Raw genomic sequence first — 20,562 nt, 5'->3', positions numbered from 1 at the left:
TAATTATATCCACCGGAACCGAAATTTTTGTTTCTCTGAATTATCCCTCTCCTATTCAATTGATTATGTACGGATATTCGTTTCTCATCTCGATCTTCCCCTTGATACTGCCTGGAACATTATCCGTTCTTTCAGCACACGCCATCAGCACAAGAGAAATCTATTTTATATCCAGTGCTTAGTCGATGGAGCATACTATCGACTCACATTGAGACTCGTGTTCATTAATAATATGTATTTTGGAACATCTCTCACTCTTCATCATCCGTCTTCTCGTTTTGTTAATTTTATTGAGTTTACTTTTAAGGTTGCTTACAGAATAAGCGAGGTTGAATTTTCTATAGACATCATATCAAGTGACCAGTTGAGCTTGTTAAGATTGTTGCAAATAACTTCATATATCAAGAACCCTGGAAAGGCTGTTTCATTAGCATATAATGAAACAACATATCTTAATGACAATAGAAAAAGCAGCACTAAAGGTGCAAAAATATATCATAAGAAGGATGAGTTTGGTGAGCCAGTTCGACTAGAAATGAGAATGAAAAGAAGGTATTTTCAAAAGAGAAATATCAATAAAATGTCAACAGCTCTAAGCCTAAGTGCTGAAATGATATTTTCCGACTGGACATTTAAAATGTTCGAATTAAAAAAATTTATGAAAAAGACTTTAGTAAATCATGAAGACAAAGAAGTTATGATAATATTAAATCAATTTCAGGGGAGACTATTTGAAGTAGGTTTTTTCTCTGCATTTAATAGCAATGAAGACGGAGGAGGAGTTAGGATTGTTCGGAAATATGTTAAAGATTTTAATGTAGATCCCGACAGTTGCTTTACCTCTTTGCCGTTTGAAAAAGACTTCTTCAAAGTAATTAGTGGAAACAAGTTTATTATATAATAACTATGTCAAATAAAAGTCATATTACTAATTGTTATCCCCTGATTTTTGATAGTCATTGTTAATTAAAACAAAAATGCAGGAAGCCTAAGCTTGAGTAAATAAAAGTCGCGCCAGAAGACGCGACTTGAAGAGTGTTAGTCAGTAGTTACCCGACGGAGGACAATTTTTTCATTGTCTGCTTCAATGTCAAATTGAACACCTGGGCTGTATGTATTGGCAGGAAAGTCGATCATATGTTTTTTGATCTTAATCTCTCCCTTGGAATTAATGACTAGAGTTTTGCTGTTTCTGGTGTTTAAGCCAGATATTTCATAAAATCTCCGATCAACACTTATCAATTTTAAAAGGTATTGCTTTAATGTCTGTTTGTGCTTGATGTTTAAAGCAGTCATCATCTCATCGGCATTTTTATTCTGCTCAATAAGTTGACGTAGCTTTGATGAGTCAAACTTAGACTCAGTACTTCTCACCTTGACTGTGGAAAGAACAGATTGTGATTCTTTTTTGGACATAATAACCCTCCTTTGCAGGTCTATATCTCTATAAACTTGCAATAAAAGGGAATATGCTGTTTTTGATTATTAAACAATACGAATAAGTACTATGTTGTCCCCTTGGAGCTCTACATTAAATTTGTCATTAGCTTTAAAATGCTTTTCTTTTGTCGGTATTTTTTCATTAAGGTCAATAATTGTTGATTTTCCGATCATCACACTCATTCTAGAATTAATGAATGGAAGATCTGACTTTGGTTTTTGTTTGACAACTTCTTGAAGCTGGAATAACGGCATACCCTTCAGAACAGCCTTTATGTAGACTTTGTCAACAAGAGAAAGAGAGATATTGTATTCTTTTGCAATGTCTTTTGGGTTAATAGGATCACCTTCTTTCATATCTTTACATTTAATTATTAGCTTGTCGGCGATCTCTTCTATTTCTTTTTGTGTAAGGGTTCGCAAAACTTGTACTTTTTTAGCTTTAACTTCAGGGACAATGTTTCCAGTAGTCTCAATCATACCCTTCACTCCTTATTTAGTTTTATAATTTTTACCACCTATCTTTCTGCTGGTCAACTGCCTGTGCTCTCCTAAGTGAATTTGAAAATATTTCTAGCACTAGAAGATGAAAAAGTTTGCTAACTGGGCTGGAAGCCAAAACGGACGTCGGTGCAATTCTCGCTCCTAAGCCATTTTGACCCAACGGTAGGACCAAACCCTAGCCTTCGCAGAAAAACCTCAGGAGAAAGCAAAGGAAGGGCCAGGAGGGGGTAGGCAGGGATTGGGGTTGGAGGCTTACCTAAAATCGGATGGTATTACTAATAAATCCTATTGACTTGAAAACTCATCACTAAATGTTAGACAGGGATTAGGGAATAGTGCTAGTCATCTCTGAACAGGAGCTGACAAGCATGGACATCGAAGCAAAATCTGCATTTTATGTTGAGAACATTAGAAAATCTAAGATATCTATATATGATAATATAAGTTATGATGATAGCAAGCTTTGGATACCTCGTGAAGAACTCGAATATATCCTTAACAAAAAACTGTACGGGCTTAGCATAGGCGACCTTCCTCTGCGGACTAGATCAAAAGTTATTAAAGAATCTGTTTGTAGAGCACTTGGTTATGACGTTCCTAGCTCGTTTACAAAGACACAACCAAGATTTCCAGGTCAAGATTTTGATACTTATTCTCAGAAAAGTAATAATTTACAAATTTGGAATGAAGAAATTTCGCCATCAAGAAGGTATGTAATTATTCAAATAATAGACAACACAAGAATTGGTAGAATTAAGGTGTTACTCGGTGAAGAGCTTGCAGCTTATGACAAGACCGGGACACTGACTACCAAGTATCAAGCCAGGCTTACATCAGTAAAAGATAAATCTGAATTGATTTCAAGTGTTGATACTGAAAGGATCAATACCTTTGTGAATAGCTTTCCATATGTAAACCTTGGAGAATTAAGACCAGTCGACAACCCTTCAAAAAAGTCTTTTCTTTCAATAAGGTCGATTTTCGACAAACTTACCTCTTTGATTGGGACTTCATTTGCCGACTTGGGTTTTGATCAAGAAAGAAATAGAGGGTTTGAGCTTCATAAGTTGATTTGCTTATCGCTTGGTTATAAATCTTATGAAGATAACGGGCAATTCCCTGATTTAAAAAATCAACTCTTAGAGGTCAAACTTCAAACATCTCCTACTATTGATCTAGGACTTATTTGCCCTGATGACACAAGTGAGCTAGATATAAAAAATGATTTTGGTGTTAAAGTCAGGCACTGTGACGTTAGGTATGCTTTATTTTATGCAAGCATACGCGATGGGATTGTAACTTTAACTAACCTTTATCTTTCTAGCGGAGAGAAGTTTTTCTCTCGGTTTCCTCGTTTTGAAGGGAAGATAGTCAATAAAAAGATACAACTACCACTGCCGAGTAATTTTTTTAGCAGCTGATGTTAAATGCTTTTAAAACAGCATTGTTTAGTTTTGTCTCGATATCTTTTATGTTATCTGAAGAAGCCTCTTGGTATAGGTCTTTTGAAAGCCTTATTATTTCCTGGGCCTCGTTCAGATTAATATTCGGCAAGGGGAATTCTTTTACATACTGAGTCATGAATCGCCTTCTGCCAGAATAAAGTTTATTATTAAATCTTTTATCATAATAAGTCTCGATAAACTTTGAATTTGCTACTCCTAATGTCAGCCATAGGATGTCTTTGTCTGTTTTCTTGTCGGCTATCATCCAGTAGCAATCTCCATTAACAACAGATCCATCTAAATCCATCCAAAAGCAAGGTTCTTCACTGATGTCCCTCATAATCAATTTGGGGTTCTCCCAATGCGCAGGATTTTGTGGTACCCATATTTCATACCATTGTCTTCCTGCATTAATTACGTAAGTTCTTTTTTCTAGGTCAAGTTTAAATTTTTCGAGGTAGGCTTTTGATTTAGGGTATTCATTTAAATTAATAGCTGTTCTTTTTCCATTCTGTATTATATGCGTATAAAGAATAAATTTTTGTTTTTTGTTTGTTATTAATCCTTTGAATCTTCTCGCTTGATGGTGTGTGATCAGTGGCTTTAATAGCTCTGGAAGTTTATTGTTAGTAATAAATTCCCAGTCGTCTCTGATGAAAACTGAATCAGCAGTTGTTTTAACTCCAACCCTTATCTTTCCAACATCTTCAAATCTACACCAAGTGTTTTCTTCTACTGTCTTTAACCATTCATCACAGGCATTGGTTGACAGTCGCCATACATTGCTCGAATCACCTCCATCATCCAATATACCGTTTTTGACTAAATAGTTCTTTTCACCACTAAGCGTTACCACTCCTTCATGCTCAAAGGCTTCAAATATATCATTTATTTTAATGTTTGATGTTTCATCGGTTTCGTAAATTGAACTAAAATTAATATTGTTGTGATGCGTTCTACTTGGTGATCCGCAAATCATGATTGCTGGCAAAATTGCAGCATCAAATACCTTCGTATCTCCTAAGTCATAAACATTTTTTAGTGAAAACACTTTTCTTATTTCACGTCGGACTGAAGCTCCAGACTTTATTGTCAAATATCTGTTTGATGTAATTATGCCTGCTACTCCACCCTCTTTTAAAGCTTTTCCAATCGACAGGATAAATGGATAATAGAGGTCAACGCGACCCTTTAAGTCAAATGATGATGATAGTTGTTTGGCTTTTATCTCGCCCATTATCTGTGTTCTTACATATGGCGGGTTAGCTATTATGATGTCGTATTTTATTAACTTATTTTCCTGAAACAGGGGTAGGTAGGATGAGCTTTCGAGGACATGTTCTAAAAAATCTTTGTGAATTATATGGATATTTTCTTTTGCAACTATTTCACTGAGCTTTCTAATGGAGTTTTCTGTTGAATTTTTATCTGTATCAAATCCATGTAGAACTATGTTGCAGTAACCAATGCTTTTAAGTTCATTTGCCATTGAAAATAGCAGTTGTCCGTCCCCAACAGCTGGATCGAGTATATTGATTTCTTCATTTTTATCTTTGGTTAAAAGTTTGCTTATCTTTTTTGATAAAAACTTAGAAAGATTTTCAGGAGTGAAAGTAGCTCCACTTCTTTTTTTCTTTTCTACCTTTGAATACCTTGTCATTGCTTAGTCGCCTTTATTTCAATCAATTGTTATTAATTTTTATGATTACTTAGACTTTTGATGATATATCAATTTGAGACTTCTTGCAACGGGTGAAAACTCCAGGTTGGCATTCTTGGTTGGCTCAACGAAATAAGGGGCTAGGACCTGATGTCCTAACCCCTTGAGATTTGATGGTGCGCCCGGCAGGATTCGAACCTGCGGCCTACGGATTCGTAGTCCGGCGCTCTATCCAGCTGAGCTACGGGCGCGCGAGAAGCGGATAACTAAACCCTGCGGGCCGTACGGTCAAGTTTTTTCTTCCACCCGGCGGAGGAATGGTCGTCGGGGCTGCCGCCCCGAACCCCGCCCGGGGGAAATCATTTCCCCCGGACCCCCTGGTATCGCTGGCGTTTTCCGGAAAAGCGGAGCTTTTCCGGAAAACGCCAGCGAAAACCAAGGTGGTTCGGAGAAAGTGCCTGCACCCGCACGCGGACGCGAAGCGCGCCAAAGTTTTTTGGAGAGGGGTCCGGGGGGAACCTTTTTTTCAAAAAAGGTTCCCCCCGGCGGGCTAAATCTCGAATTTCCCGCCGGTCAGAAATTCGTAGGCCTCGATATATTTGGAGCGGGTGCGCTGGATGACTTCTTCGGGCATATGCGGCGCGGGCGGTTTCTTGTTGAAGCCGATGTCCGTGAGCCAGTCGCGCACGTACTGTTTGTCGAAGCTGGGCTGGCCGCGTCCGGGCTGGTATCCAGCGGCGGGCCAGAAGCGGGAGGAGTCGGGGGTCAGCACCTCGTCGATGAGCAGAAGTCCGTTGTCGGTCAGGCCGAACTCGAACTTGGTGTCCGCGATGAGGATGCCGCGCTGCCGGGCATGGTCCCGGGCGGCGGAGTAGAGGGCGATGGAGATGTCCTGCACCTGGTTGAAGATCTCGACGCCGACCAGGTCTTTGGCCGCAGCCAGGGTGATGTTCTCGTCGTGGCTGCCCAGGTCCGCCTTGGTGGACGGCGTAAAAATCGGCTCGGCCAGCATGGCGGATTCCGCAAGGCCCTCGGGCAGGGCGTGGCCGCAGACCGATCCCGTGGCCTGATAGTCCTTCCAGCCGGACCCGGTGATGTAGCCGCGCACGATGCATTCGATGGGCAGCGGCCTGGCCTTTTTGACCACCACGGCCCGGCCGCGCAACATGTCGGCGTGAGGGGCCAGGGCGGCGGGAAAATCGGCGGGCTCGGTGGCCAGCAGATGGTTGCCGATCAGCCCGGCGAAGCGGTTCATCCAGAAGATGGTGATTTTGTTGAGGATGATGCCCTTGTGGGGAATGGGGTCGGGCAGCACCACGTCGAAGGCCGAGAGGCGGTCCGTGGTCACGATGAGCAGCGTCTCGGGGGACAGTTCGTAAATATCGCGTACCTTGCCCCGGGAGGCCAGGGGATATTCCTTGATATCGGTGGTGGTCACCACGTTCATGGCGGATCGTCCTTGAGGTTTGGGGCGTTTTGGGGCGGTTTGGGGTCGTTATTTTACAAAACGGCATTCCATGGATCGGGCATGGGCCTCCAGGCCTTCGAGGCGGGCCAGCCGGGCGATCTTCGCGCCGTGTTTCCGGACGAATTCCGGCGAGGCGGAGATGACGCTCGATTCCTTGCAGAAAGCGGCCACGGACAGGCCCGAGGAAAATCGGGCCGTGCCCATGGTGGGCAGCACATGGTTGGGACCGGCGAAGTAGTCGCCCACGGGCTCGGCCGACATGTGCCCCATGAAGATGGCCCCGGCGTGGCGGATCTTTCCCAGCAGCGCGAAGGGGTCGGCCACGGCCAGTTCCAGGTGCTCGGGGGCCATGCGGTTGACCAGCCGGGCTCCCATGTCCAGGTCGGCCACGGCGGCCACGAGCCCGAAATCGGCCAGGGACCGGGCCGCGATGTCGCTGCGGGGCAGGGCGGCAAGCTGCGCTTCAAGGGCGCGGCGCACGGCCTGGGCCACCGGCTCGCTGGTCGTCAGGCACACCGAGGCGGCCAGGGGGTCGTGTTCGGCCTGGGAGAGCATGTCTGCGGCCAGCCAGTCCGGGTTGGCCGTGTCGTCGGCCAGGATCACGATTTCGCTGGGCCCGGCGATCATGTCGATGCCCACCGTGCCCACGAGCAGGCGCTTGGCCGTGGTCACGTAGATGTTGCCGGGCCCGGCCAGGACATCGGCCGGGGCGATGGTCCGCGTGCCATGGGCCAGGGCGGCGATGGCCCAGGCGCTGCCCACCCGGTAGACCTCGGCCAGCCCCAGGACATGGGCGGCGGCCAGGATGTTGGGATTGAGCGAGCCGTCCTTTCGGGGCGGCGAGACCACGGCGATGCGCGCCACACCGGCCACCTGGGCCGGGATGGCGTTCATGAGCAGGCTGGAGATGAGCGGCGTCTCGCCGCCGACTCCTCCGGGGACGTAGAGCCCGGCCCTGTCTACGGGGGTAACCATGCGCCCCAGGAGCGTGCCGTCGGGCTGGGTCATCCACCAGGAACGCTGCACCTGGGCCTCGTGGAACCGCCGGATGTTGTCTGCGGCCTCGGCGATGATCGCCAGATCGTCGGCGGAAACCGCGTCCGCCGCCGCTGCGATGTCGGCCTCGGGTACGCGGATCATGGCCTCCGTAAACTCCGGACAATCGAAGCGCCGGGTATAGTCCACGAGCGCCGCGTCGCCGCGTGCGGCCACATCGGCCAGGATGGCGGCGGTGCGTTCGGCGATTTCGCCGTGCGGCGGCTCGTTGCGGGCGGCCAGACGGTCAAGCACAGGCCCGAACGCGTCCGGGCTGTTACACACAAACAAAGGACAGGGCATTTCGACCTCGTTTTCTTTTTTTCATCAGCAACGGGCGCTTTTTTACGCACAACGTCCCGGGATGTCGAGGGATGGCCTCCAGGCCCCCATTCACGCCTCGGGCGCGTCCCACACGGGCGGCTCGTCGGAAATTTCGCCCCGGGCCAGGCGTCCGGCCAACTCCAGTTGCCGTTCGCGGCTGACGGCCACGCCGTCCACGGCGGCGGCGGTGACGGCGCGCAGGATGCGGCCGTAGCGCGGGCCGGGCTCCACGCCCATGATCTGCAAGTCCTCGCCGGTGATTTCGATCTGGGTGTCGCACAGCTTGGTCAGGTACAGGGAGATGTGTTTCTGGATGGATTCTTTGGGATTGCGGGCCATGAGGTAGAGAAGGCCCTCCAGGGAGAGGCCGTTTAAGAGGAAGTACAGTTCGCTGACGGGGAGTTTCAGGTATTCCCAGTTGTAGAGGCGGTGGGCGGTCTTGCGCACGGCGTGGCGCAGGCTGCCGAGTTCCGCCAGCATTTTTTTCGTGAACCCCAGGCGGTTGGCGATGGTAGCGAACTGTTCGTCGTCAAGTCCGGAGCACAGGCCCAGGAAAAAGACCAGCCAGATCCGTGGGGCCTGTTCCATGTACAGCAGCCGGTACCACTTGATGACGTTGTCCGTGGCCGTCAGCAGGGTTTCCTTGGCTGTGTCCAGGGCCAGCAGGGGGTGGATGGCCGACAAGAGTTTGTATTGCTGCATGCGGCGCAGGCAGGACAGGGGGTTTTCCTCCCCGAGGATGAGGCTGATCTCGTGGAACAGGCGCGCCCCGGAGAGCTTGTGGAAGAAGTTGTGTTGCAGGGCGTTTTTGATGAGTCGTTCGGTCTGCGCGCCGATGCGGAATCCGTAGCGTTCGCTGAAGCGGATGGCCCGCAGGATGCGGGTGGGGTCTTCCACGAAGCTTAAGGAATGCAGCACGCGCACCACGCGATCCTTGATGTCGCGCTGGGCCCCGAAAAAATCGGCCAGTTCGCCGAAGCGTTCGGGATTGAGGTGTACGGCCAGGGCGTTGATGGTGAAGTCGCGACGGTAGAGGTCCATCTTGATGGACGACAGCTCCACCGTGGGCAGGGCGGCCGGGTATTCGTAATATTCCAGGCGGGCCGTGGCCACGTCGATCCGCTTGCCGTCAGACAGGACCACCACGGCGGTCTTGAATTTGGGATGGGACTTGGCCCGGCCGTGAAACGCCTTGGCCATGGCCTCGGCAAAGGCGATGCCGTCGCCCTCGACCACCAGGTCCACATCGAAATTGGGCTGATGCAGGAGCAGGTCGCGCACGAATCCGCCCACCACATAGACGGCCAGCCCCCTGTCCCGGCCGAGTTCGCCGATGTCCGTGAGCAGGGTAAAGATCTCCTTGGGCAGCCTTTCGCGTAAAAGCGACGCGATGTTTCGCTCCCGCTTGCGCTCGGGCAAAAGCGATTCCGGGATGCGGGCCGGTTCCTGGACCAGGGTGTTGACCAGGTCCGTGCGGGTGACCACGCCCACCAGTTCCCCGTTTTCCACCACCGGGGCCAGCCGTTGCCGCTTCCCCAGGATGATCTCCATGAGCGGATAGAGGTCCGTATCCGGCGAAACCGTGGCCGGGTCGCGGATCATGTATTCGTCCACGGCGAATTCCCCCAGCCCGTGCTTGACGGCCTTGTCCATGATGTCGTGCTCGAGGACGCCCACGCAGGTCTTGGTGCCCGGCCTGACCACGGGCAGGGCCTTTAGGCCGTAGCGGGTCATGATCTCGGCGGCCTGGGCGATACGCTCGTTCTCGGCCACGCTGATGGCCGGGCGGCTCATGAGCTGTCGGATGCGTATCTGGGGATTGATCTGGGAATAGAGCAGGGCGAAGAGCTCCTCCTTGACCTGGGTCATGGTCTTGTTCTTGATTGCGGCCGAGGCCGCGTAGGCGTGGCCGCCGCCGCCAAGCGAGGCGCAGATGCGGCCCACGTCCACGTCCGGGCTGCGGGAGCGGGCCACCAGATGCACCCGGTCGTTCATCATCCCCAGGGCGAAGAGTACCCGGATGTTCTCCATGTCCAGGAACTTGTGGACCAAAAGCGCGAAATCCCCCACGTAGCGTTCGCAGTAAGCCTCGGCCACCACCACCTCCACGCCGTTGATGTCGTGGGTGGCGGCGGATTCGATGAGCCCGCTCATGATGGTGATTTGTTCGCTGCTCAGTTCCCGGGTCATGAGGTCGGCGATGACGTTGACGTCCATGCCCGAGGCCCGCAGCCAGGCGGCGGCCGCCAGGTCGTGCTCGGTGGTGGAGTTGAAGGTGAACGAGCCCGTGTCCTCATAGATACCAAGGCCCATGATGGTGGCCTCGTCCGGGGTCACGGTCAGGCCCCGGTCGCGGATCTCCTTGACCAGGATGCCCGCCGTGGAGCCCCAGGGCTTGACCAGGGAGACGGTCGGGACCACGTCGTCGTCGGAGTCGGGGTGGTGGTCGTAGCAGTGGATGACGAGGTCCGGCTTGTCGAAAAGCGGGGCCACATGGGGCACGCGGTTTTTCTGGCGGGTGTCCACCATGACCAGGGTGGTTGTCCGACTGGTGTCGATATCCTTGAAATTTTTAAAATTATACAGATAGGTGGCGCTTTGGATGAAAAAGTGGCGCAGGTTTTTTTCCTGGCTGCCGGGAAAAATGAGCGTTGCGTCGGGATAGAGCTTGCCGGCGGCGACAATGGCCGCCAGACAGTCGAAGTCGGCGTTGGTGTGGCCGGTGATGACCACTGTGGGCATCGGGATGTCCTTGGGGATGGTTTTTTCAGGGGTGGCGTTCATTTTTTTCCGCCCAGCCGGGAGCGGGGGTGGTAGGCCTCGTGGACCGCCAGCAGCCGCTTGGACTGGACATGGGTATAGATTTCCGTGGCGCTGATGTCCGCGTGGCCCAGCAGGATCTGCACGGTGCGAAGGTCCGCGCCGCCTTCCAGGAGGTGGGTGGCGAAGGAGTGGCGCAGGCTGTGGGGGCTGATGTCCTTGGTGATGCCCGCCTGGAGGGCGTAGCGTTTGATGAGCTTCCAGACCCCCTGGCGGGTCAGGCCCTTGCCCGAGCGGTTGAGGAAAAAAAAGTGCTCCACGGGCTTGAAGGCCCCGCGCACGTTTTGCAGGTAGCGGATGCAGATGTCCTGGGCCAGATAGTGGATGGGCACCAGGCGTTCCTTGGAGCCCTTGCCGAAGATTTTTAAAAGCCCGGTCTGGGCGTCGAAATCAAGCGGCGTCAGGGTCACCAGTTCCGAGACCCGCAGCCCGGCGGCGTAGAGCAGTTCCAGCATGGCCTTGTCCCGAAATCCCAGCGGGGTGTTCACGTCCGGGGCGGCCAAAAGCCCAGCGACCTCGTCCGTGGTCAGAACGTCGGGCAGCATGCGCGGCAGCTTGGGGCTCTCCACCAGGGCGGCCGGGCTCTCGGCAAGCAGGCCCTCGTCCACGGCGAAGGCGAAAAAGCCGCGCAGGGCCGAGAGGCGCCGGGCCATGGACCGGCTGGACAGGCCGCGTTGCCGCAGATGCAACAGATAAAGAAAGATCGTCTCGTCGGTGACGGCCTCGATGTCGCCGCCGCGTTCGGTCAGAAACCGCTGGAAAACGTCCAGGTCCAGGGAATAGGCGGACAGGCTGTTTTCGGAAAGGCCCTTCACGACCAGGAGATGCTCCAGGTAGCGGTCCACCATGGAATGGACGACGGGGGCGTCCGCACGGTGCGGCGGGGGCGGCCCGGGCCGCCTTTTCATTGACACGGGACGCCACCTCTTTTTATGAACCCACACCGCGCCGCTGGCTGTTTGTTTCTCCGGCAACCGGGCGCGACATCCCGCTGGAAAGGAGCAACCGCATGACCCAGTTTCGACTCGCCGACCGCGTGGCCAAACTTCCCCCATATCTCTTTGCTGAAATCGACCGGCTCAAGGCGGAAGTGAAAAGCCAGGGCATGGACATCATCTCCCTGGGCATCGGCGATCCGGACCTGCCCACCCCGGATTTCATCATCGAGGCCCTGCACGCCTCGGCCAAAAAGCCGGAAAACCATCAATACCCCTCGTATACGGGTCTTCTGTCCTTCCGCAAGGCCGTGGCCGACTGGTACAAGACCCGTTTCGGCGTGGACCTGGACCCGGACAACGAGGTGGTGAGCCTCATCGGGTCCAAGGAGGGCATCGCCCATTTTCCCTTGGCCTTCATCGATCCCGGGGATCTGGCGCTTATCGCCTCGCCCAACTATCCGGTCTATCCGGTGGCCACGGGATTTGCCGGGGGGGAGTCGCTGATTCTGCCCCTGACCCCGGATAACGACTTTCTGCCGGACCTGGACGCCGTCTCCGACGCGCAGTGGGACCGGGCCAAGGTCATCTTCGTCAACTATCCCAACAACCCCACCGGGGCCACGGCTCCCCGCGAATTCTACGAGAAGCTGGTGAAAAAGGCCAGGGACACCGGGACCATCCTGGTTTCTGATGCGGCCTACACCGAAATGTACTTCGACGCGGCCAAAAAGCCCCTGTCCATCTTCGAGATTCCCGGAGCCAAGGACGTGGCCATTGAGTTCCACAGCCTGTCCAAGACCTACAACATGACCGGCTGGCGCATCGGCATGGCGGTTGGCAACGAAAGTCTGGTCAAAGGGCTGGGAAAAATCAAGGAAAACGTGGACTCGGGAATTTTTCAGGCCGTGCAGGAGGCCGGGGTGGCGGCCCTGACCCAGGGCGAACCGTACGCCGCCTCGTTCCGGGCCATCTATAAGGAACGCCGCGATCTGGCCGTGCCCGCCCTGCGCAAGATGGGGCTTGACTGCCGCACCCCCGACGCCTCCTTCTACCTGTGGTGCCGCGTCCCGGCGGGCGAAACCTCGGCCGGATTCGTGTCCCGGGTGCTCAAAAACACCGGCGTGGTGGTCACCCCGGGCAACGGCTTCGGCGCGCCCGGCGAGGGCTTTTTCCGCATCGCCCTGACGGTGGGCAAACAGCGCCTTGAGGAGGCCCTGTCACGGATCGCCAGCCTGTAACCACCTCCTATGTGGGGCTTGGGGCCAACCAGGGCGATGCCCGGGCCGCCCTGGACGAGGCCCTTCGCCGACTGGGGGAACTGCCCGGCGTGCATGTCGCGGCGGTTTCCCCGTGCTATGTCACCGAGCCCCAGGACAAGGCCGACCAGCCCTGGTTCCACAACCGGGTGGCGGCCCTGGACCTTGGTCCGTCCTGGACTCCGGAATCCTTATTGGGCGCGCTTCAGGACGTGGAGGCGGCCATGGGCAGACCGTCTCAAGGGCAACGGGAGCGGTTCGGCCCCCGGCCCATCGATCTGGATCTGCTGCTTTTCGGGACCACGCTTCGCGACACGGACGTCTTGACCCTGCCGCACCCGCGCATGCGCCAACGGGCCTTCGTGCTGGTTCCGCTTGGCGACATCGCCCCGGCCCTGGTCTTTCCGGACGGGGAGGGGATCGGCGCGGCGCTTACGAAAATCCCTTTCAAAATCGAGGGGAATAGCATATTCCAAGGTCCGTGAGAGGTCTTTTTTTGAAACGAAAAGGAAGGCATTATGTATAGATGGCTCATCCTCATCCTGGCCGGATTCATCCTGTGGAAGCTTTTCACGGGAGACAAGAAGCGCAAGAAAGCCCAGGAGAAAGAGGACAAGGAAAGCCTGCTGGCCACCGGGGAAATGGTCAAGGATCCCATGTGCGGGGCCTTTGTCTCCAAGGATGGCGACATCCGGGTGCGCGAGGGCGACAAGGTGCATTATTTTTGCAGCTATGAGTGCCGGGAAAAATACGTGAAGATGTTGCAGGGCGACACGGCGTCTGTCGGGTCCGAGACCGGGGACGCCAAAAAGGACGCCTGACGCCTTTTTCCGAAACCGTGAAGGACAGGCCATGAAATTTTTTCTCGATACCGCCAACCTGGACGAGATCCGCCAGGCCCGGGCCTACGGGCTCATCGACGGGGTGACCACCAATCCGACGCTTTTTTCCCGGGAGTCCGGGGACTGGCGCACCCTGGCCGAAAAAATATGCCGGGAGACGCCCGGTCCCGTGAGCCTGGAGGTCATCGGGCAGACCACGGCCGAGATGATCGCCGAGGCCAACGAACTGGTGAAGATCGGCCCCAACGTGGTGGTCAAGATCCCCATGACCCTCGACGGCATGGCGGCGGTCAAGGAACTGACCGCCCAGGCCATCGACACCAACGTCACCCTGGTCTTCCATCCCCTGCAGGCGCTTCTGGCGGCCAAGGCCGGGGCCACGTACGTCAGCCCCTTCGTGGGCCGACTGGACGCCCTGTCGCAAAACGGCATGGAGGTGGTGGAGCAGATCGTGGCCATCTTCAAAAATTACGACTTCGCCGCTCAGGTGCTGGTGGCCAGCGTGCGGCATCCCCTGCACGTGCTGGAGGCCGCCCTGTGCGGCGCGGACGTGGCCACCATTCCGTTTGCGGTCATCCGGGAGCTGTCGCGGCATCCCTTGACGGACAAAGGGCTGGAGACGTTCATGAAGGACTGGGAAAAGGTCCAGAAGTAGCCGCCTCCTGTTCCACGGCCAGGGCGGCCCTTCCCGTCCGGGCCGCGCCCTGCGCATGAAATCTGCCGGGGCCCAGGCTTGACCAGCCCGCCGTGGCGACCTATACTTTCATCACTGACGCTGTTGTCATGACGTTCGCATGTTCCACGGGCCAATCCGGAGCCGGCCCTGGAGTCTCCACCCGGCCGACCGGATTCGCCACGACCATGCATTCCACCACACCATACCAGGGAGCCGTTGCCGGATGAATCCTGTCGTACCCCTCCTTTTGTCCCTCCAGATCGTTTTTTGCGGGGACAGCCTCACCAGGGGCTTTGACTACTACAAAATCTTCGATGGCCAGGAGCGCGTCTACGTCCAGGGCATCGACAGTTCCACCAGCGCCGATGTCCTCGGGCGCATTGAGCCCATCGCCCAGCGCAAACCCCAGAAAATGTTCCTCATGATCGGGGTCAACGAGATCGGGGCCGGGCAGCGTATCGTGGAGAACTATGAAAAGATGATCCGGCGCGTGCAGGAAGTCTCCCCCTACACCAAGATCTACGTGCAGAGCATCCTGCCGACCCGGGTGGCGCGCATCAACAACGACGACATCGTGGCCGTCAACCAGAAGTTGTCGGATATGTGCAAAAAATTCAACTCGTTCGTGAGATATCTGGATCTTTATCCGGCATTTGTGGCCGACGACGGCAAGCTCGGCCCCAACTTCACCGAAGACGGCATCCACCTCACCCGGAACGCCTACTCCCTGTGGAAAAAACTCATCGTCAATCAGTTGTGAGGCCCTCCCGGAGTCGCGGCCCAAGGCCATGAGCTCCCGGTCCTTTCACTTCCAGCCCACGGATTTTCCCGCCTCCCCGGGCGTCTACCTGATGAAGGGGGCGCAGGGGAAAATCCTCTATGTGGGCAAGGCCAAAAGCCTGCGCTCCAGGCTTTCCTCCTATTTCCGGGCCGATTCCGGGCACACCCCCAAGACCAGGGCCCTGGTGGCCCGCATCGCGGCGGTGGATGTGCTTTTGACGGCCACGGAGAAAGAGGCCCTTTTGCTCGAATCGAGCCTGATCAAGAAGCACCGGCCGCGCTACAACGTGGTCTTAAAAGACGACAAGCAGTACATCCTTTTCAAGCTCGACAAAAACGCCGCCTATCCGCGCCTGACGTTTACCCGCAAGGTGGAGCGCGACGGGAGCGCCTATTTCGGCCCCTTCACCTCGGCCGCCGCCGCCCGGCGTACCTGGAAGGAGATCGGCCGGGCCTTCCCCCTGCGCAAGTGTTCCGACAAGGCCCTGGCCAACCGGGTCAGGCCGTGCCTGTTCCAGCACATCGGCCAGTGTTTGGCCCCGTGCGTCAACGAGGTGCCCCGGGACGAATACATGGAGCTGGTGCGCCGGGTGGAGGCCTTCTTGTCCGGCCGTTCGGGCGAGCTTTTGCGAGGGCTTGAGCGGGAGATGCTTATGGCCTCGGAGAATCTGGATTTTGAGCGGGCGGCCAAGCTGCGCGACCTCATCCGGGCGGTGAAAAAGACCGTGGAGGGACAGGCGGCGGTGTTGCCGGACCCGGTGGATCTTGACGTGCTGGGTCTGTCCGCAGGGCCGGGCGGCAGCCGCGCCCAGGCCCGGGACGGTTCCGAGCCCGGCGAGGAGGCCCCCCGGGGGCTGGGGGCCAGCATCCTTTTCGTGCGCCAGGGGCGGCTTTTGGACAAGCGGGATTTCTACTGGCCGAATCTGGATCCGGCCGATGCGGCCGAGGCCGTGCGGGGCGTTTTGGGACAGTTTTACCGTGCCGAGAGCTATGTGCCGCCGCGCATCCTTTTGCCCGAGGCAGCCGTATCCGCGCCTGCCATGCCCGGCGAGGACGGCGACGGCGGATGGGAGCTTGCGGCCGAGACCCTGGCCGATCTGCGCGGCGCTCCGGTCAAGCTGGCCGGGCCGCGCGGCAAAAACGAGCGCAAGCTCATGGAGCTGGCCGAGGTCAACGCGGCCCGGGCCTTTGCCGAGCGGGGCCGGGAGGCGGATTTTGCGGCCATGTCCGCCCGGCTGGCCAAGGCCCTGCATCTGGCGGAATCCCCCCGGCGCATCGAGACCGTGGACGTTTCTCATCTGGGCGGCACGGATGTCCGGGTGGGGTGCGTGGTCTTCGAGGATGGCCGACCCAAGAAATCCGATTACCGCCTCTACGCCTTTCCGGAGCTTCAGGGTTCCTCGGACGACTACCTTTCCCTGGCCAGTTTTGTGCCCAGGCGTCTGGCCTCGGGCGCCCCGTTTCCCGATCTGCTGCTCATCGACGGCGGCAAGGGCCAGATCCGGGCCGTGGAACGGGCCATGGAGGAGGCCGGGCAGGCCGGGCTTTTTCCCCTGGCCTCCATCGCCAAGTCCGGCCGCAGTGCGGCGGACATGGAAGACCGGGTGTTTTTGCCGAGACGGAAAAATCCCGTGAACCTGGCCCCGGGCAGCCCGGAACTGCTGTTTCTGCAACGCCTGCGCGATGCGGCCCATGCCTTTTGCCTGGGCGGGCAACGCCGGGCGCGCAAAAAGACGGCCCTGAAAAGCGAGGTGGCAAGCCTGCCCGGGGTCGGCCCCAAGACCGCGAAACTCTTGTTTGCGCATTTCGGGACGGTGGCGGCCATGCGCCGGGCCAGTCTGGAAGACCTGGCGGCGCTCCCCGGATTCGGGATCACCAAGGCCAGGAAGGTCAGCGACCTGTTGTCGGGACTGGGGACGCCGGACGACCCTGCGGAGGCGTTTGGGAATGTCCCCGGCCCTCAGGCGGCGGGCGCCAGGCGCAGTTCGTAAAACAGGGCCCCCGGGATGGGATTTGGGCAATAGGCCGGGATGGGGGAAAATCCCAGGCTTTGGTACAGGCCGTTGGCCTGGGCCATGGTGGCGATGGTGTCCAGGCGCATGCTGGCGTAGTCCATGTTTTTGGCCCGGGCGATGACCGTCTCGGCCAGTCGCCGCCCCAACCCCTGGCCCCGGAACCAGGGCCGCACATACAGTCGTTTCATCTCGCACACGCCGCGGCCCAGATCGCGCAGGGCCACGCAGCCCCCGAAGCGCACCGGGCCGTCCCCGGCCTCGGCCACCAGCAGACAGCCGCCGGGCGGGGCATAGCGCCCCGGCAGCCCGGCCAGTTCCGCTTCAAAGTCCTGAAACTCCAGCCCGAACCCCAACGAGGCGGCGTATTCCCGGAAAAGCTCCCGGACAGCGCCCAGGCTTGCTTCCGGGGCGACGTCCCGGATGTGCAGGTGCGTTTCCATACCGGACCTCAGATGATGACGTGGCGCTTGATGAAGGCCACCACCTCTTCGGGCGTATCGTAGACGCGGAACATGTCCAGGTCTTCTTCGCCCAGGAATTTGCGGGTGATGACCTCTTTTTTGAGCCAGTCCACGAGCCCGCCCCAGTAGTCCGAGCCCATGAGGATGATGGGGAAGGGCTTGATGCGGTGGGTCTGGATGAGCACCAACGCCTCGAAGAGCTCGTCCAGGGTGCCGAAGCCGCCGGGCATGGCCACATAGGCCATGGCGTATTTCACGAACATCACCTTGCGCACGAAAAAGTAGCGGAAGTCGCAGCGCAGGTTGAGGAACTGGTTGTATTTTTGCTCGAAGGGCAGGTGGATGTGCAGGCCCACGGAGGTGCCTCCGGCCGCAGACGCCCCCTTGTTGGCGGCCTCCATGAGTCCCGGGCCGCCGCCGGTGATGACCGTGTACCCGGTCTTGGCCAGAAGCCCGGCCAGCTTTTCCGTCAGTTGGTACAGGGGCTCGTCGGGGGTCATGCGGGCCGAACCGAAGATGGAGACGGCCGGGCCGATGTCGCTTAACGAATCGAAGCCGTCCACAAGTTCGGCCATGATTTTGAAGAGCCGCCAGGACTCTTTCATGGACAGGTCGTCGATGAGATATTGCCGGGAACCGTTCATGCGTTCTCCTTGTCTGGGCGGTGGCGCGACGGGAAGACGGCGTCTTTTCATTTCCCGCCGCCTGGGATAAAAACAAGGCTTCAGGGCTGTAAAACCACGACGTGGTCCTGCAGCACGTCCTGGGATTGTGCCTGCAATGCCGACGCATTTCAAGCCGCCGGGCCGGTTGTCCGGCGACGTCAAAGGAGCTGGAATGAAGATCAGATTTTTGGGCGCCGCCGGAACCGTCACCGGTTCCTGCCACGCCCTTGAGGCGGCGGGCAGCCGTTTCGCCATCGACTGCGGCCTGCATCAGGGCAACGAGGCCATTGAGCGGCGCAACCTGGACACCTCCGTCTACCATCCCGGGCAGATGGATTTTTTCATCATCACCCACGCCCATATGGACCATTCCGGGCTCTTGCCGCGCATGGTCAAGACAGGGTTTTCAGGCCCCATCTACGTCACCCCGCCCACCCGCGACCTGCTGGAGATCATGCTGGCCGACAGCGCCCACATCCAGGAGTCCGAGGCCGAGTGGAAAAATCGCACCAGCCGCCGCCGGGGCGGCAAACGGGCCGAGCCCCTGTACACCATGGCCGACGCCCGGGCCGTGATGCCGCTTTTAAAACCCGTGCCCTACGGCCAGGACTTTTCCCCGGCAAAGGGGATCACGGCCCGCTTCAGCGACGCCGGACACATCCTCGGGTCGGCCTTCGTGGAACTGTGGATCAAGGAAAACAGCACGCAGACCAAGCTGGTCTTTTCCGGGGATCTGGGACGCCCCAACCAGCTTCTGGTCAACGACCCCAGCACCGTGGCCCACGCCGACTACCTGTTTGTGGAAGGCACCTACGGCGACCGCAACCATAAAAACGAGACCCAGAGCCGGGCCGAACTGGCCGAGGCCATCGCCCGCAGCTACGGCCTGCGGGAGAAGGTCATCATCCCGGCCTTTGCCGTGGAGCGCACCCAGGAGATCATCTTCTGCCTGCATCTTTTGCGCAAGGAGGGCATGCTCCCCGAGGACATGCCGGTTTTCGTGGACAGCCCCCTGGCCATCAAGGCCACGGAGATCTTTCGCCGCCATCCCGAATATCTGGACGATCAGACCCGGGCCTTCCTCGACAAGGGGGAAGATCCCCTGGCCCTGCCCAATCTGCGTTTTACCCAGAGCACGGACCAGTCCCGGGCCATCAATGACCTGGACGGCCCGGCCGTGGTCATTTCCGCCAGCGGCATGTGCAACGCCGGACGCATCAAGCACCACCTGCGCCACAACCTGTGGCGGCCCGGGGCCAGCATCGTGTTTGTGGGCTATCAGGCCATGGGGACGCCCGGACGGCGCATCGTGGACGGCGCGCCGTTCATCCGCATCCTGGGCGAGGAGGTGGCCGTGGCCGCCAAAATCTATACCATCGGCGGTTTTTCCTCGCACGCCGGGCAAAGCCAGATCATGGAATGGCTCGACCACTTAAAGGACGGAACCAGGGAGATCTTTTTGATCCACGGCGAGACAAAGGCCCTGACCACCCTGGCCGGGCTCATTCGGGACAAATACAAGGTGTCCGTGCGGGTTCCCGACTATCTGGAGGAATATACCCTGCAACCCGGGGCGGAGCCCAAGGTCGCCGCCGATCCGGAAAAGGCCTGGCCGCGCATCGACTGGCCGTATCTGCTTGCGGACACGGAAGGCAAGTTTGCGCTTCTGCGCCAACGCCTGGACGATCTGTCGGCCAAGCCCTGGACGGACCAGACCGATCTGCGGCAGCGGCTTTTGGAGGTGAACAGGGATCTGACGGAACTTCTGTCGGAGATATGAGGGGTTCTCCGACGCCGGGAGCGCGCGGCCCGGCGGCGTTTCGATCCTGGTCCGGGGCCGCTACTTGAGGCGGTAGGTGATGCGTCCCCGGGTCAGGTCGTAGGGCGACAGTTCGCACTTGACCCGGTCGCCGGGCAGGATGCGGATATAAAACTTGCGCATTTTCCCGGAAATATGGGCCAGCACCTCGTGGCCGTTTTCCAGCTTCACGCGGAACATGGCGTTTGGCAGCGCCTCTTCGACGATGCCGTCGACTTCAATCGCATCTTCCTTGGGCATATGTTCTCCCTCTGCTTGGTGTCGGAAAGGCCCCTGTGGCGCGCAAAGACGCGACGCATCCCATCCCTTTGGACCAGAAGCGTCAGGCTCAAACGAGGCATTGTATCCATTTGGCGTAGAAAAGCAAGGGATGCCTGACGGCATGGCCGGGTACGCCCTGCCCCCCCCGTGGTC

The 20,562-nt window shown here is 56.7% G+C and carries 19 protein-coding genes and 1 tRNA gene; 9 read left to right on the top strand and 11 right to left on the bottom strand.

Annotated elements, in window-relative coordinates; all coding sequences use genetic code 11:
• The first annotated feature begins 217 nt into the window (after positions 1-217).
• Positions 218-901 (top strand): hypothetical protein, encoded by a 684-nt coding sequence (locus GD606_RS05135; RefSeq protein WP_163300667.1) that lies wholly within the window; start codon positions 218-220, stop codon positions 899-901.
• 137 nt (positions 902-1,038) lie between these two features.
• Here the strand turns inward: GD606_RS05135 and GD606_RS05130 are convergent, their stop codons facing one another.
• On the bottom strand, positions 1,039-1,416 hold the full coding sequence (locus GD606_RS05130) for a hypothetical protein (RefSeq protein ID WP_163300668.1): 378 nt from the start codon (positions 1,414-1,416) through the stop codon (positions 1,039-1,041).
• Positions 1,417-1,485: 69 nt separating this feature from the next.
• Positions 1,486-1,920 carry a hypothetical protein gene (locus tag GD606_RS05125; protein ID WP_163300669.1) on the bottom strand — a complete coding sequence of 145 codons (435 nt, stop codon included), beginning with the start codon at positions 1,918-1,920 and terminating at the stop codon, positions 1,486-1,488.
• Between the two features lie 392 nt (positions 1,921-2,312).
• Here GD606_RS05125 and GD606_RS05120 point away from each other — a divergent pair, with 392 nt between their 5' ends.
• Positions 2,313-3,365, top strand: a complete 1,053-nt coding sequence (locus tag GD606_RS05120; protein ID WP_163300670.1) for a restriction endonuclease — start codon at positions 2,313-2,315, stop codon at positions 3,363-3,365.
• On the opposite strand, the gene GD606_RS05115 is transcribed toward GD606_RS05120, so the two are convergent.
• The 6 genes from GD606_RS05115 to xerD form a co-directional block, all read right to left on the bottom strand.
• A complete protein-coding gene (locus tag GD606_RS05115; RefSeq protein ID WP_163300671.1) occupies positions 3,355-5,049 on the bottom strand; it encodes an Eco57I restriction-modification methylase domain-containing protein in 1,695 nt (564 codons plus the stop codon). The two genes, GD606_RS05120 and GD606_RS05115, sit on opposite strands and share 11 nt — an antisense overlap.
• A gap of 174 nt (positions 5,050-5,223) precedes the next feature.
• A tRNA-Arg gene (locus GD606_RS05110) sits at positions 5,224-5,300 on the bottom strand.
• Positions 5,301-5,599: 299 nt separating this feature from the next.
• Complete coding sequence (locus GD606_RS05105) at positions 5,600-6,496, bottom strand: phosphoribosylaminoimidazolesuccinocarboxamide synthase (protein ID WP_163300672.1); 897 nt, start codon at positions 6,494-6,496, stop codon at positions 5,600-5,602.
• 48 nt (positions 6,497-6,544) lie between these two features.
• Positions 6,545-7,855 (bottom strand): histidinol dehydrogenase, encoded by a 1,311-nt coding sequence (hisD, locus tag GD606_RS05100; protein ID WP_163300673.1) that lies wholly within the window; start codon positions 7,853-7,855, stop codon positions 6,545-6,547.
• 90 nt (positions 7,856-7,945) lie between these two features.
• Positions 7,946-10,660 carry a CBS domain-containing protein gene (locus GD606_RS05095; protein ID WP_176629221.1) on the bottom strand — a complete coding sequence of 905 codons (2,715 nt, stop codon included), beginning with the start codon at positions 10,658-10,660 and terminating at the stop codon, positions 7,946-7,948.
• Positions 10,657-11,604 carry a site-specific tyrosine recombinase XerD gene (gene xerD, locus GD606_RS05090; protein ID WP_163300716.1) on the bottom strand — a complete coding sequence of 316 codons (948 nt, stop codon included), beginning with the start codon at positions 11,602-11,604 and terminating at the stop codon, positions 10,657-10,659. The genes GD606_RS05095 and xerD overlap by 4 nt, the downstream gene beginning before the upstream one ends.
• Before the next feature lie 101 nt (positions 11,605-11,705).
• Between xerD and GD606_RS05085 the strand changes: the two genes are divergently transcribed.
• The 6 genes from GD606_RS05085 (at position 11,706) to uvrC (ending at position 17,179) form a co-directional block, all read left to right on the top strand.
• The gene (locus GD606_RS05085; RefSeq protein ID WP_163300674.1) at positions 11,706-12,872 is read left to right on the top strand and encodes an LL-diaminopimelate aminotransferase; all 1,167 of its coding nucleotides are present in this window, start codon (positions 11,706-11,708) and stop codon (positions 12,870-12,872) included.
• Positions 12,873-12,883: 11 nt separating this feature from the next.
• Positions 12,884-13,375 (top strand): 2-amino-4-hydroxy-6-hydroxymethyldihydropteridine diphosphokinase, encoded by a 492-nt coding sequence (gene folK / locus GD606_RS05080; RefSeq protein WP_163300675.1) that lies wholly within the window; start codon positions 12,884-12,886, stop codon positions 13,373-13,375.
• A 33-nt stretch (positions 13,376-13,408) separates the two neighbouring features.
• Positions 13,409-13,711 (top strand): transcriptional regulator, encoded by a 303-nt coding sequence (locus GD606_RS05075; RefSeq protein ID WP_163300676.1) that lies wholly within the window; start codon positions 13,409-13,411, stop codon positions 13,709-13,711.
• Positions 13,712-13,742: 31 nt separating this feature from the next.
• On the top strand, positions 13,743-14,387 hold the full coding sequence (fsa, locus tag GD606_RS05070) for a fructose-6-phosphate aldolase (RefSeq protein ID WP_163300677.1): 645 nt from the start codon (positions 13,743-13,745) through the stop codon (positions 14,385-14,387).
• Between the two features lie 244 nt (positions 14,388-14,631).
• On the top strand, positions 14,632-15,168 hold the full coding sequence (locus tag GD606_RS05065; RefSeq protein ID WP_163300678.1) for a GDSL-type esterase/lipase family protein: 537 nt from the start codon (positions 14,632-14,634) through the stop codon (positions 15,166-15,168).
• Between the two features lie 28 nt (positions 15,169-15,196).
• Positions 15,197-17,179, top strand: a complete 1,983-nt coding sequence (gene uvrC / locus GD606_RS05060) for an excinuclease ABC subunit UvrC (RefSeq protein ID WP_163300679.1) — start codon at positions 15,197-15,199, stop codon at positions 17,177-17,179.
• On the opposite strand, the gene GD606_RS05055 is transcribed toward uvrC, so the two are convergent.
• Together GD606_RS05055 and GD606_RS05050 are read right to left on the bottom strand one after the other, a co-directional pair.
• Positions 17,149-17,643: a GNAT family N-acetyltransferase gene (locus GD606_RS05055; protein ID WP_163300680.1), complete on the bottom strand. Its 495-nt coding sequence runs from the start codon at positions 17,641-17,643 to the stop codon at positions 17,149-17,151. The genes uvrC and GD606_RS05055 overlap by 31 nt on opposite strands.
• 8 nt (positions 17,644-17,651) lie before the next feature.
• Positions 17,652-18,308: an LOG family protein gene (locus tag GD606_RS05050; RefSeq protein WP_163300681.1), complete on the bottom strand. Its 657-nt coding sequence runs from the start codon at positions 18,306-18,308 to the stop codon at positions 17,652-17,654.
• 193 nt (positions 18,309-18,501) lie between these two features.
• Here GD606_RS05050 and GD606_RS05045 point away from each other — a divergent pair, with 193 nt between their 5' ends.
• Positions 18,502-20,109 (top strand): MBL fold metallo-hydrolase RNA specificity domain-containing protein, encoded by a 1,608-nt coding sequence (locus GD606_RS05045; RefSeq protein WP_163300682.1) that lies wholly within the window; start codon positions 18,502-18,504, stop codon positions 20,107-20,109.
• 60 nt (positions 20,110-20,169) lie between these two features.
• Here the strand turns inward: GD606_RS05045 and infA are convergent, their stop codons facing one another.
• Positions 20,170-20,388 (bottom strand): translation initiation factor IF-1, encoded by a 219-nt coding sequence (gene infA, locus GD606_RS05040; RefSeq protein ID WP_163300683.1) that lies wholly within the window; start codon positions 20,386-20,388, stop codon positions 20,170-20,172.
• Positions 20,389-20,562 lie beyond the last annotated feature (174 nt).

Origin of the sequence: Desulfolutivibrio sulfodismutans DSM 3696 (assembly GCF_013376455.1) — a bacterium.
GTDB classification, from domain to species: Bacteria; Desulfobacterota; Desulfovibrionia; order Desulfovibrionales; family Desulfovibrionaceae; genus Desulfolutivibrio; species Desulfolutivibrio sulfodismutans.
Note: the sequence above shows the minus strand (reverse complement) of the source record. Positions and strands in the feature narration are given on the sequence as shown.